The 12,647-nt window shown below is 40.3% G+C and carries 13 protein-coding genes; all 13 read right to left on the minus strand.

What is annotated here, in order from left to right:
- Complete coding sequence (locus tag UMU13_RS01450; RefSeq protein ID WP_328216582.1) at nt 1-1,359, minus strand: response regulator; 1,359 nt, start codon at nt 1,357-1,359, stop codon at nt 1-3.
- Entirely contained in the window at nt 1,334-1,714 is a 381-nt protein-coding gene (locus UMU13_RS01455) for a chemotaxis protein CheW (protein WP_013885318.1), read from the minus strand. The genes UMU13_RS01450 and UMU13_RS01455 overlap by 26 nt, the downstream gene beginning before the upstream one ends.
- Nucleotides 1,695-4,091 carry a hybrid sensor histidine kinase/response regulator gene (locus UMU13_RS01460; RefSeq protein WP_328216587.1) on the minus strand — a complete coding sequence of 799 codons (2,397 nt, stop codon included), beginning with the start codon at nt 4,089-4,091 and terminating at the stop codon, nt 1,695-1,697. The genes UMU13_RS01455 and UMU13_RS01460 overlap by 20 nt, the downstream gene beginning before the upstream one ends.
- 2 nt (nt 4,092-4,093) lie before the next feature.
- A complete protein-coding gene (locus UMU13_RS01465; RefSeq protein WP_328216590.1) occupies nt 4,094-6,265 on the minus strand; it encodes a methyl-accepting chemotaxis protein in 2,172 nt (723 codons plus the stop codon).
- A gap of 13 nt (nt 6,266-6,278) precedes the next feature.
- Nucleotides 6,279-6,755: a chemotaxis protein CheW gene (locus UMU13_RS01470; protein WP_328216592.1), complete on the minus strand. Its 477-nt coding sequence runs from the start codon at nt 6,753-6,755 to the stop codon at nt 6,279-6,281.
- Nucleotides 6,749-7,114 carry a response regulator transcription factor gene (locus UMU13_RS01475; RefSeq protein WP_013885322.1) on the minus strand — a complete coding sequence of 122 codons (366 nt, stop codon included), beginning with the start codon at nt 7,112-7,114 and terminating at the stop codon, nt 6,749-6,751. Before UMU13_RS01475 ends, UMU13_RS01470 begins: the two co-directional genes overlap by 7 nt.
- 12 nt (nt 7,115-7,126) lie before the next feature.
- The gene (locus tag UMU13_RS01480) at nt 7,127-8,380 is read right to left on the minus strand and encodes a response regulator (protein WP_328216595.1); all 1,254 of its coding nucleotides are present in this window, start codon (nt 8,378-8,380) and stop codon (nt 7,127-7,129) included.
- A gap of 95 nt (nt 8,381-8,475) precedes the next feature.
- A complete protein-coding gene (gene coaD, locus UMU13_RS01485; RefSeq protein WP_328216598.1) occupies nt 8,476-8,949 on the minus strand; it encodes a pantetheine-phosphate adenylyltransferase in 474 nt (157 codons plus the stop codon).
- Complete coding sequence (gene rsmD / locus UMU13_RS01490; RefSeq protein WP_328216600.1) at nt 8,946-9,482, minus strand: 16S rRNA (guanine(966)-N(2))-methyltransferase RsmD; 537 nt, start codon at nt 9,480-9,482, stop codon at nt 8,946-8,948. Before rsmD ends, coaD begins: the two co-directional genes overlap by 4 nt.
- Nucleotides 9,403-10,422: a radical SAM protein gene (locus UMU13_RS01495; protein ID WP_328216601.1), complete on the minus strand. Its 1,020-nt coding sequence runs from the start codon at nt 10,420-10,422 to the stop codon at nt 9,403-9,405. The genes rsmD and UMU13_RS01495 overlap by 80 nt, the downstream gene beginning before the upstream one ends.
- Nucleotides 10,415-11,101, minus strand: a complete 687-nt coding sequence (gene rnc, locus UMU13_RS01500) for a ribonuclease III (RefSeq protein WP_328216603.1) — start codon at nt 11,099-11,101, stop codon at nt 10,415-10,417. Before rnc ends, UMU13_RS01495 begins: the two co-directional genes overlap by 8 nt.
- Nucleotides 11,102-11,103: 2 nt before the next feature.
- Nucleotides 11,104-12,339, minus strand: a complete 1,236-nt coding sequence (gene fabF, locus UMU13_RS01505; RefSeq protein ID WP_328216606.1) for a beta-ketoacyl-ACP synthase II — start codon at nt 12,337-12,339, stop codon at nt 11,104-11,106.
- A gap of 52 nt (nt 12,340-12,391) precedes the next feature.
- Nucleotides 12,392-12,628, minus strand: a complete 237-nt coding sequence (acpP, locus tag UMU13_RS01510) for an acyl carrier protein (protein ID WP_013885329.1) — start codon at nt 12,626-12,628, stop codon at nt 12,392-12,394.
- Between the last annotated feature and the right edge of the window lie 19 nt (nt 12,629-12,647).

Consider the following 12,647-nt stretch of genomic DNA (forward strand, 5'->3'; position numbering starts at 1 on the left):
TTACTGATTTTCCTGCCCGCCTTTTTTCAACCGTTCAATCTCTTCCAGAATAAGCTTTTCAGATAGATCGGGAACAACCTCCCATATTACCTTTTCAAGATTTTCCCTTAACGACTCTTTTATCACATCCTTTAGAAAATCTTCTCCAAGAGCCTCTTTTACTGCATCTTTTATCACTGCTTTATCCAAATCACCTTTGTAATCGTCCATGACACTCTTCAAAGCATCAATAAATGCTTCTTTGTTAAAGTCAGCATACCTCTTTTCGGTTGATTCCGCCGTTTCTTTTATTTGCTCTGGACTGCTTTCCGGTTCATAGGTTTCTTCCTCCGGTGATAACTCTTCAGGCTGTAATAAAGGTTCCTCCTGAATCTCTTCCTCTTCGGTTTCCGAGGTTTCCTCAACAATATCATCCAGTGCTGAGCTTAATTCTTCTTCTTTTTCAATTTCTCCACTCATTTCTATTGAAGATGTCTCTTCTGTGGGCTCCTGATCTGCTTCCTCATTTTCCAGATCATCGAAAATATCCTCAAAGGATTCCTCACCCAGCCCTTCACCGAACTCTTCCTTCTGTTCTTCATCCGGCTGTTCTGCTTTGGCATCTTCATTTATTTCCATAGAAGATGTTTCTTCTTTGGATTCCTGCTCTTCTTCTTTTTCCAGGTCATCGAAGATATCCTCAAAGGATTCATCTTTTACTTCTTTATCAAACTCTGGCTTAGGCTCTTCCGTTTGCTCTTCTGTTTGTATATCTTCGAAGATGTCCTTTTTTTCATCTTCCGTTTCCAAAAAGGACTCTTCCTCCGGTTGGCCTGTCTCGAATTCTGTATCGAAGGTTTCGGTTAAATCTTCCTCTTCTTTTTGTTCCTCTGTACTGGAATTTGCAAATGATTCCGCAGTAACGGAGAGTTCTTCTTTCTGTTCCTCTGTTTCAGTATCAGAGTATTCTTTTTTATCTTCGGTTTCAGGCTTTTCTTCCTGCTCTTCTGGCTGGGAAGGCTCTTGGGCGTATTCGTTGAGTTTTTCCTCAAGAGAGCTTGAGTTAAAAGGCTTTACAAGAAATCCGTCAGCACCTAAACGCTCGACTTCGGCTTCCCCAATCTTGTCGAAAGCGCCCACCAATAGTAATATTTTAGCCTCAGGCGTTGCATTTTTGATTTTAGCGATAAAGTCTGATGTTTTTACATTTTCCAGTTTATTGTCAAGGAGAATTATATCGGGGTGAAAGTCTCTCAGCTTGCTTTCTGCATCTTCAGCTGAAAAAACCTTGCTCACTTCGAACTGTGTACTGTCTATGGAAAGATCGATAACCCTGTGGATCGTTATGCTGTCGTCAATTAGTAATATTTTGCTGTTCATGGTCAACCCCTATAATTTTTTCTACATCTATCAAATAGCAGGTTTCATTGTTCTCAGATTTTACAGCTCCTAATATGGGTTTTACCATAAATAATTCTTTTTCAAAAGGAATTATTTTATCAGCATTTTCAATTGATTCGACCTTTTCCACATGCAGGGCAACAATATTCTCTTCATGCTCTACAAAGATTATATCACCATTTTCCGTTTTTTCATCAAAGAAAAGCGAACCAAAATTAACTACCCTGAAATCATCAAGTTCGCCCTTTATTTCCTTATAACGGGATATGTGCAAAACATTTTTTATATCAACAAGAAATTTATAATCTTTGTCTCTAAACGTTAGCCCTTTCAATCATTACTCCCTTGACTTTATTCATAATGGATTGTTCGCGTATAGGTTTTATTATAAACTCATTAGCACCGAGCTCCATTGCTTTCATCCTGTGTTTTTCTGTTGCCCGTGATGTTAATACGAAAATATGTGTCAGGTTATCCCCCTTAATTGTCCTTATATGCTCTATAAGCTCATAACCGTTCATAGAAGGCATTTCTAAATCTGTAATTACCAAATCGTAACGTTTGGTTTCGAGCTTTCTCAGCGCATCCACACCGTCCACGGCTTCGTCAACATAGTATTCGTCAGAAAGCAGCTTCTTCAGATATTTTCTAACACTGATTGAGTCATCAACAACGAGGATGCTGTTGGAGATATAATTGATTCCTTTTGTTTTTTTCTCAGATCCTGTGTCCCTTTTATAGGTAATGGTACCGCTTTTTGCTTCCATAAGTTTTATTGTATCGATGATAAATCTTACTTCACCCTGGGGACCTATATTTGCCCCTGCAAAGTAAGACAGGCCGCTGAGAAATCTGCCCATTTTTTTCGTAACGGCGGTTTCCCTGCCAATGAGCTCATCAACGGTTAATACATAACTTTTTCGGGGGCCGTCCACAAGTATTCCGATGTTTCCCTCTTTGAAACTTGCCTGCGATGTCTGCTTAATAAGTGTCCCCAGATCATGAATTTCATAGATGTCACCGCGTACTTCATAGAAAAAGTGGTTTCCTATTTTCCTGATTTCATCCGGATGAATCTCAAACGTTTCATGAACACCTATGATAGGGATTGAAAACAACTGTTTATTTTCCCTCAGAACAAGATAATCCGCTATTAAAAGTGTAATAGGGACGTTTAGTATAAATGTGGTGCCTTTACCTTTTTCACTGTTTACATAGATCGAACCGCCCAGGGATTCAATTTTCTTCTTTACGGCATCAAGCCCCACACCTCTGCCTGATACATCACCGGCACCTGCTTTTGTGGAGAAGCCGGGGTGGAATATTAAATCCATTACTTTATCGGCTCTCATATTATCTGCATCATATCTGGCCAGAATCCCCAATTCAACAGCTTTGTCTTTCAGCTTCGCCGGGTCTATACCTTCACCGTCGTCTGATATTTCAAAGACAATTATGTTACTTTCTCTGCTTGCACTCAGGTTAATGATGCCTTCTTCGTTTTTTCCGTATTTTTTCCTTGTTTTCCTGTCTTCAATACCGTGGGATACAGCATTGCGGATAATATGGATAATTACCTCATTTAGTGCGTCAATTAGGGATTTGTCAAGCTCAATACTTTCACCTGATAAGTTAATATTCACCAGCTTGTTTTCAGAGATTGAAGCTGTTCTTACCGTTCTGAGTGCTATATTAAAAAGCCTGTCCACGGGGACCATTCTGATATCTGTAAGATTTCTCTGGAGAGAATCCGTAATTTTTCCGATATAATCTGTTTCCTCCGTAAAGTAAGTGAAATTAGTGAGAATATCGTTGATGATTGTTACAATATCATTACCGATTTCAGCAAGTCTTCTGGAAAAAATGTTAAAGTCATCATATCTGTCAAACTCTGTTTCACTGAAATCGGCAAATGTTGAGTCTTCAACAGGCATTTCCCGGAGATTTTCCATAGAGTATGCATATTTTTCCTCAAACTCTTTGATGATATTCATAAGCCTGTTTTTGGTATACTCAAGGTCTACACCGAGATTCTTAAGAGCATGCACCCTGTCTGTCTGTCTGTTTTTGTTGGTAATCAGTTCTCCGACAAGATTCAGCAGGTTATCCAGTCTCTCCAGGCGAATCCGAATAAATTCATCGGAGTATGAGGTGTCTAAGGTTTTGTTGTACTTTTCATCAGCATTTTCGAGTATCGCTTTTCTGGTTGCCGATTCCACCCTTTGGGTTTTTTCCTCTGCCAGCTCGGTTTGTTCTGAGGTTTCGTACGCCTCTTCCCCGGCCGAACTTTCATCTGTTTGTTCCTTAGACTCTTGCTGTTTTTGTTCGGACGTTATGTTTTCTTCCAGTATTTTTTCAAAATCTTCCGTTTCCTGTTCGTTGAGATCCCTTTTGTTTTTGTTAATAAGACCATTAAATTTTTCAACAAAATCCAGGAGAAAAGTTACAAGTTTTTCCTCCGGAGTAATGTTTCCCTTTCTTAACTGATCCAGGGTATCTTCCAATGAGTGTGCAATATGAGCAACGTTCTTGAAGCCAACCATTGCTGCCGAGCCCTTTATCGTATGGGCACTTCTGAAAAGTTCATCGATTACAGACCAGTTCCCCGGATCCCGTTCGAGTACGAGGAGGCCATTTTGTATGGCCTCAAAGTGCTCAGCACTCTCCATCAGAAAGAAGTCTACCAGTTCTTTTTTATTTATTTTCGCCATAATTACACTTTAAATTTATTAACAGCCTCTTTGAACATATCCGCAAGCTGAGACAGTGTCGAGACTGTCATATTGGTCTTTTTAACGTCTTCAGCTGTTGTTTCGGAAATTTCTCTGACTTTTTCTATCCCTGCGGCAACTTCTTCAGCTTCATTGTACTGTTTTTCAATATCTGTATAGATGCTGTTGATTGAGTTTTTGGCATTATCCAAAGATTCATTAATTGTTTTCAGGGACTCCCCGGTATTTTCAGCCATATCCGAACTCTTTTCAACATTTACTGTACTTTCTTCAACGAGCTTAACCGTGTCGGCTGTTTCAGTCTGTATCCCTTTAATCAGATCGGCAATCTCTTTTGTAGCTGTATTACTTCTTTCGGCGAGTTTTCTGATTTCATCGGCAACAACAGCAAAACCGTGTCCGTATTCTCCAGCTCTTGCCGCCTCAATGGCTGCGTTAAGAGCCAAAAGGTTTGTCTGGTTTGAAATATCGCTAATCACATCGGTGATTTCACCGATTTCCATTGATCTTTCCCCGAGAGTTTTCACCTTTTTACTGGCCAGCTGTGAGTATCTTCTAACGCTGAACATGGACTCAATCGTTTCATCAATAACCGACTTACCTTCTCTGGCCATATTTGCTGCATTTTCTGTGACATTAACGGTATCCTGAGCTTTGTCGGCAATTTCTTTACTCAGTGCTCTGAATAGCTGCATCTTTTCATCAATGGACTCAAGTTCATTAATCTGAGTTGTTGCACCCTCACTGGTCTTTTCCGCCGACTGCAGAAGTTCCTCAGTAGCATCGACAATCGAATCACCGGCATTTTTAATGTCCTCAATGAGTTCTTTCATGCTACCGGTCATCATATTAAAGGCATCCGCAACAGAACCGAGTTCATCCGCAGTAACTTCAGCCTCTACTGTTAAGTCACCCTCGGCCGCATCCGAAACTGTATCCATCAGTCCGACAATCTGCCTCTGGACTCTCTGCCTGTCTTCTTCTGTCTGTATATATTCGGTCGTTCTGTCAAGCATTTCGTTGAAACCATGGACAAGTCCTCCCAGCTGGTCCTTTCTTTCGGCTCCTGTTTGCACCCTCACTTCATAATTGCCGTCTCTGACCTGCTGCATAGCTCCGGAGAGAGCAAAAACAGGAGAAAACAGTTTACGAAAACCGATATATGCAATAATGGTTAAAATCAGAGCGATCAAAGCGGTTGCGCCGATTGAATATGCACGCGCCTGATGAAGATTCTGGAACATATATTGTTTGTTTTTCAAAAATCCCACTACCATTCCGAAATTTCTGTAATAAACGGTTTTAAAAGACGCGAGATAGACATTTCCATTATAATTGATTTCCCTTTCAAGAGCTTTATTTTCCGGCAGTTTTTCACTGATTTTACTGTAAAGCTTGTCAAGATTATTGGTTTCTGAAGGTATGATTTCCGAATTGTTTGCCATAGGTGACATCAAAAGGTTGCCGTCGATGTCGTAAACTACTGTGAACCCGCGGTTTTCAAGGCTGCTTTCACCTTCATGGCAGTTGGAGCAGTCCTCCCTGACCGGCTCGTGAAACTTGTGTTTTGTGAATTCTCTGTTGGCGTATGAAAGCAGATAATTTCCGCTTGCCAGGATTGCAATATTACCAACCTTTTCTCCGTTATACGTTAAAGGCGTGTAGTAGACAACATAAGGCAGATTCTGTGTTAGATAGGGTTCAAAAAATATTTCACCTGGCTCAAGGGTTTCAAAGGGCATAATAACCATTTTGAAGTTAGGCATCTGCTCGGTAAATTTTTTATAACCCGTCAATATGTTGCCGTCCTCATCAAGAACGGCTGCACCTTCAATAACCTCGGATTCAGCAACAAGTTCTTCGACAAAGCGGGAGCTTTGGGTCATATCCCCTTCTCCGGCGGCCTCTTCTCCTAAAAAAGGAACAAGTGAAATTGTGTTGAGCCTTCTCTCAACACTTTCATCGTGCTCATGAAGGGCATCACCAAAGTTGCCGATCCGGGTGGTGATATCGTCATAGATGTTGTTAATGATGCTTGTTTTTGACTGGTTATAAACAATCACCGCTGAAAGGGTGGCTGCAATAAAAATAACCAGGATAAATACAACCAGAATTTTTAATTCAAGGGTTTTTTTAGTGGATTTTTCTGCCATAGGGTTCTCCTTGTTAGCTCGTTCTGAAATTAATAAATACTTTATTTATATCCAATATACCGTATAATTCATCATCTATATTAATAAAACCGGAAAAAAGACCTTCTGCCTCTTTATCGGCATAATCCTGTTCCCTGACGTTTATCATGCGAGCTGCTTCATCAGCCAAAAGGCCTATATATTCATTCTCAGTTTCCGTAATAACATATCTGCTTAAACCTGTTCTTCTTACAGTGTCAATTCCGAACTCCACTCTTATGTCGATTATAGGTACTATTTCGCTTCTCAGGTTTACCACACCCAGTACATGGTCCCCGGTACCGGGGACATTTTCAATTGTTTTGTCCAGGTCAATAATTTCCTTGATTTCGTTAACGTCAATCAAAAACGAATAGTCACTCAGTCTACATAACAGATATCTGGCAACAACCCGCTCTTCAGGATCTTCTATTTCTCCTTTTACTTTTTTAAGAAGTTGATCCTTTAGCAATTTAGCAGATCCTTAACAGTTTTTACCATTTCATCCATTTCAAAGGGTTTGACCAAATATTCGTCTGCCCCCTGCTTTTTCCCCCAGAATTTATCACTATCCTGACCTTTGGATGTAACAATGACAACCGGAATATCTTTCATACTTTCGTCTTTCTTAACCTGTCTGCATACCTGGTATCCGTTTTTACCGGGCATAATTATGTCCAGAATTATGCAGTCAAACCTATCCTTTTTAATTGCATCCAAAGCAGCATCCCCGTCCTCTACTTCGGTAACATCAAAACCGGCGCTTTTCAGAGCACTTGACATCATTTCGCGCTCTGTTGAACTGTCATCCGCTAATAATACTTTTAACATTTTACACACCCCTTATATTTTTATAAAACCTGTCAATATTAACGTGCCAAGTGAATTTTTGGCCATTTGTGTATTGTTTCCAAAAAACTTTAATATTTGTCCTACATTTCTTTTGCCATCGCAGAGAGAAAGAATTTTTCGTTCAAGTTCGCTGAAGTTGCCCTCCGTTTGCCCAGCTGCCTGAGGAATAAGGTTGTCATCATAAACGATTTTGTTAATTTCAGCCTTTTCCTCCAAATAATCACTAAAGCCGGATTTGAGATTATCCATGCTTATGCAAACACTGTCCACTATGTCTCTACTATCAATGTTTTCGTCCACAAAATACCTTGACTCTTCCAGGTTGAGGGCAGTGTTGATCATGTTGTAGGTATAGTATTCAAAAGTACTCTGTATTTGAGCATCGCTTATATCCATTGCTTTAAGCTGATCGTATATTTCAGCAAATGTATCGGTTTTGAAAAGCGACACACCGGTAACATGCTGGAAGATTTCAGATATCTGCTCAACCCCAAACTTGCTGCTTTTAGCAAAAAATAATTTTCCCTCATTGAAGCTGAAGCTGAATGTTTTTTCGAAATTAAAGATATTCAGCACTCCCGCTCCACTTTTCATAATGTTTGTTAAATCGTCCAGTTCCGGGGATTCCCCCTTTATTTCCGCTTCCTGATATCCTGTCTCTAACTGAATCATTTTTTGAATTATTTTTCTCAAATGAGGCTGGACTGACTTGATAATTTTCGACTCCAAACCAGTTGCCTCCTCTTCTAAAACGGAGGATTCGGATTCTGTTTCGGCACTTTCTTCCGGTACACTTTTGACCTCTGCCGGTGTTTCCGAAACAAGAGGTTCCTCAGGAGTCTTTGTTTCCTCCTCCGGGATATTTGCAGCCTGCTCTTCTTTTGCACCGAGCATTTCTTCCATTTTCTCCACTATTTCATCAGGCTGAAAGGGTTTGGGGATATAGTCAATGTTAGCAAATTTGGCGATAAATTTTTCTCCTACATCTTCTGCTTTGGAAGTTATTAGCAAAATAGGAATGTCCAGGTTCAGCTCGTTTCTGACTATTTTGCAAAACTGAAAGCCATTGACTTTAGGCATGATAAAGTCCAGAAGTATAATGTCAGGTTTGTAATTTTTGACAAATTCCAGGCCCTCTTCTCCGTTGTCGGAGAGTATCAGGTCGTATTCATCATCATCAAATATCATTTTAAAAAGTCTGTGCATAGTTTCGCTATCATCGATAGCTAAAATTCTGGTTGGCATGTCCGCCCTCTTGTCGTAATTTTGTTATATTTAAATAAAAAATTGTTGTATATTCACAACAATTATAGCATAGATATAAATATTTCAAATAAAAATCAATTAAATTTTTCTGCAATGAGCCTTTCGACAGAATCAGGAACGAATTTTTTAACGTCGCCTCCCAATCTTGCTATCTCGCGAATCATGCTTGAGCTCAGGAAGATATAACTCATATTGGGCATGAGGAAAACCGTTTCGCATTCTTCGTTGAGCTGTCTGTTCATCAGGGCAAGCTGAAGTTCGTACTCAAAATCAGAGACAGCTCTTAACCCCCTTAAAAGGACGTTTATTTTTTTCTTCTGCATGAAGTTGGAGAGCAGACAGCTGAACGGCTCAACGTTTACATTAGGCAGGTGTTTTGTAGCACTTATGGTGGAATCAACGCGCTCGTCAAGAGTGAAAAGTGGATTTTTACCGGGATTTTCTGCTATTGCCACAAGAAGATGGTTAAACATTTTTGCGCCGCGCTCAATAATATCGAGATGACCGTTGGTTAGAGGATCAAAAGTACCCGGGTAGATAGCGGTCATTGTTCTCCTCTGAATATACGAATCATCGTGTCTCCATATCTTCGCTCATCCGTTAATTTCATACCTGTCCCGGAGTAATCAATATCGTTGTTTATATGTTCTTCATAAATCAGAATGCCATTTTTTTCAAGTATTTCGTTATTTTTTATTAACGTCAGGATTTCTCTGGGGGAGTAAAAACCATAGGGGGGGTCTATAAAAACAATATTATACTTTCTTTTTTCGCAGCTTTTAAGGAATCTTCTGAAATCTTTCTTTATAATTCTGAAGTTTTTTATATCGATATCTGAAGTGTTTTTTTTGACTGATGAAACATTTATGTCCACAAAGTCAACCCATCCTGCACCCCTGCTTAACGCTTCCACACCGAATATTCCGGAACCGGCAAACAAATCCAGAACAAAAGCAGACTGGATTTTGTCCTGAATTATAGAAAACAAGGCTAATCTTATTTTATCGGTGGTTGGCCTTATCCTGGAGGATTTCGGCAAAGTGACTTGTCTGCCCTTTAAAAAGCCTGAAGTTACCCTCAATGAATTGCTCCCGGATGAATTTATAAACCTGGTGCATATCAAACAGATTGTTTCCATCAGCTATTTTATACAATGAAAGTTTTTTCACAAGAGATTTATATCCTGCCGCCCTGCTGCTGTCTTTTGATGAGACGAGGTTGTTGCCGCTTTCACTAAAATAGAGCATAAGAGCAAGGGTTATTATAAGATCTCCGAAAGCCGGATGAAAAGGGCCTGCTGCGATATCCGAATAGTCAAGGTTTTCAGTGGGTATACCGATTCTCAGTATTTCGGTTCCGTTGGTTATGCACGCTGCAGTACAGTACAGACAAATCTGTAACGCTTCACTGAGTGTCAGAGGAGTGTATTCACCGACTTTGTAATATTTTTCCAGAGGTGTGTTTTTAAAGATAACGGTGGGATAGAGTCTAAAGCCGCGGGGTTTAAGTGAAAGCAAAACTTCAAATCCTTCTAAAAATTCATCTGCTGAATCGCTGTACATTCCGGGCATCACCTGGGCTACTGTGTAAAAGTTTTCACAAGACATCCTTAAAGATTTGAGAGCCTTGTTTGCATCATATGGTCTTAAATTTTCAGAGAGTGCTTTATCATTCAATGTCTGGATACCCAGCTCCACTTCTGTAACGCAGTTTGCCTTTAATTCATCAATAATATCTTTGTTTATACAGTCAGGGCGGGTTGATACCCTTATTTCGTCAAATCCGTATTCCCGGCTTATTCTGTACATCGTTTGCCGTAATTCTTCCCGGAGACAGGTAAAGCTTCCGCCGAAAAAGGCAATTTTATTAAAACTGCCTGAAGAAGTAACGGTTTTTATTTGAGAAACTACGGAGTGAGTAATCTCTGATTGACTGAACCCGGTTAAACTGTTTTGATCACAATAAAGGCATCTGTTAGTACATCCTGCAAATGGGATGAATACAGGGCAAATCTTACTCATTAACAAGTTTTTTTAAGGCTGCACCGGCGGCGTTCTGTTCGGCTCTTTTTTTGCTTTTTCCCTTTCCGTATCCGAGAATTGCACCCTCTGCAGCAACGGCAATGGTGAAGACTTTGTCATGTTCCGGGCCTTCTTCACTTATCACTTCATATTCAGGCAGGCACTCGAACTTCTTTTGTGTCAGCTTCTGCAGTTCCGTTTTATTATCCACAAAAGATCTGTTGCTTATGGTATCGTCTATTTTGTTTACCATAAGCTCCAGTACAACTTTTTTTGCCTGTTCGTACCCTCCGTCCAGATAAATAGCCGCAACCAGAGATTCAAAAATATCACACAGGAGTGAAGGTTTCTCCTGTCCTCCGCTTTGGGCTTCGCCTTTGCCAAGTTTTACGTAGCTGCCCAAATTCAATGCAGCGGCAATTTTGGAGAGAAAATCCTCGCTGACAAAATAACCCCGGTACATAGAAAGAATGCCTTCATCAAAAGTTTTATACTCTTTTAACAGGTATTCGGAGACGATTAACTGTAATACGGCATCACCCAGGAACTCCAAACGCTCGTAATTTCTGTTCAGGTTCTGCTCATTTGAATAAGATCTGTGAGTTACAGCTTCAAACAAAAGACCACTGTTTGAAAAATTGTAATTGATTTTATCCTGTAGTTTACTAAGCGTACTCATTGTTAATATTTTTTGAGAATAAGTGTAGCATTGGTTCCGCCGAAACCAAGTGAATTTGATAGTGCATACTTTATGTCTTTATTCACGGCCTTTTGGGGGATATATTCAAGGTCGCATTTTTCATCCGGATTTTCCAGATTTGCAGTGGGAGGAAGTACACCGTTTTTCAAGGCCAAAGCTGAATAGATAGCCTCGACACTCCCCGCAGCGCCCAAAAGGTGGCCGGTCATTGATTTGGTGGAGCTGATTAGAAGCTTTTTTGCATGTTCTCCGAAAGCATTTTTTATAGCTCTGGTTTCGATTACATCGTTATAGGGGGTGGCAGTACCGTGAGCATTTATATAGTCTATATCTTCCGGAGATATTCCTGCGTTTTTCAGAGCCATTAATATACAGCGCCTTGCTCCGTCACCACTCTCATCCGGAGCTGTTATGTGATAGGCATCGCTGGTCAGTCCATAACCGACAACTTCAGCCAAAATATTTGCACCTCTGCTTAAAGCGTGTTCAAGTTCCTCCAATATAATAACACCCGAGCCTTCACCCATTACAAAACCGTCTCTGTCTCTGTCAAAAGGTCTGCTTGCCGCAGTCGGGTTGTCATTTCTCCTGGACAGTGCCTTCATATTGGAAAATCCACCCACTGCAAGTGGGGTAATGGCACTTTCAGAGCCGCCTGCAAACATAATATCCGCATCGCTACGCTTAATTATCTGATAGGCATCCCCAATGGCGTGAGCACCTGTGGCGCATGCAGTCACAACACTGCTGTTAGGGCCTTTCAGACCATATTTTATTGAGGTCATACCGCTTGCCATATTTATAATTGCCGAAGGTATAAAAAAAGGCGAGATTCTTTTAGGTCCCTTTGTTCTGAAGGTTTCATGAGTATCTTCAATAGTTTTAAATCCGCCGATGCCGGAGCCGATAATTGTTCCCGCACGTTCACTGTCAATACGGTTAACATCTAAACCGGAAGTTTGAACAGCCAGTTCTGCGGCAGCCAAAGATAATACTATAAATCTGTCGAATTTTCGGCAGTCCTTTTTGTCAACAAAATCTTCAGGATTAAAATTTTTTACCTCACCTGCTATTTTAACAGGAAAATCGGAAGTATCAAAATGTGTAATTTCACCGATGCCGCTTTTGCCTGAAGTTATATTTTTCCAGTTTTCTTCTATCCCAATACCAACAGGCGTTACAAGGCCTGCTCCGGTAATGACTACTCTTCTTTGCACAAAAACCTCCGTAAAAAAGGATGGAAGAAGGTTTTCCTTCTTCCTTTATTCCTTACTGTACATGTTTTTTGATATGCTCTACAGCATCCTGAACAGTTTTGATTTTTTCTGCTTCTTCATCAGGTATTTCTAAATCGAATTCCTCTTCAAATGCCATAATAAGTTCCACTGTGTCCAGTGAATCAGCTCCGAGGTCGTCAATAAATGAAGCTTCCGGTTTAACCTCTTCTTCATCAATGTTCAACTGTTCCGCAATAATCTCTTTTACTTTTGCATCTACATCAGCCATTTTGTCCTCCTAGATTTAT

This window comes from Flexistipes sp., from assembly GCF_036172515.1.
Taxonomy (GTDB): Bacteria; Chrysiogenota; Deferribacteres; order Deferribacterales; family Flexistipitaceae; genus Flexistipes.

Excerpts from the sequence above, each read along its gene's own strand:
- UMU13_RS01450 (WP_328216582.1), bottom strand. The coding sequence starts at position 1,359 with ATGAACAGCAAAATATTACTAATTGACGACAGCATAACGATCCACAGG.
- UMU13_RS01460 (WP_328216587.1), bottom strand. The coding sequence starts at position 4,091 with ATGGCGAAAATAAATAAAAAAGAACTGGTAGACTTCTTTCTGATGGAG.
- UMU13_RS01465 (WP_328216590.1), bottom strand. The coding sequence starts at position 6,265 with ATGGCAGAAAAATCCACTAAAAAAACCCTTGAATTAAAAATTCTGGTT.
- UMU13_RS01475 (WP_013885322.1), bottom strand. The coding sequence starts at position 7,114 with ATGTTAAAAGTATTATTAGCGGATGACAGTTCAACAGAGCGCGAAATG.
- UMU13_RS01480 (WP_328216595.1), bottom strand. The coding sequence starts at position 8,380 with ATGCCAACCAGAATTTTAGCTATCGATGATAGCGAAACTATGCACAGA.
- coaD (WP_328216598.1), bottom strand. The coding sequence starts at position 8,949 with ATGACCGCTATCTACCCGGGTACTTTTGATCCTCTAACCAACGGTCAT.
- UMU13_RS01495 (WP_328216601.1), bottom strand. The coding sequence starts at position 10,422 with ATGAGTAAGATTTGCCCTGTATTCATCCCATTTGCAGGATGTACTAAC.
- rnc (WP_328216603.1), bottom strand. The coding sequence starts at position 11,101 with ATGAGTACGCTTAGTAAACTACAGGATAAAATCAATTACAATTTTTCA.
- acpP (WP_013885329.1), bottom strand. The coding sequence starts at position 12,628 with ATGGCTGATGTAGATGCAAAAGTAAAAGAGATTATTGCGGAACAGTTG.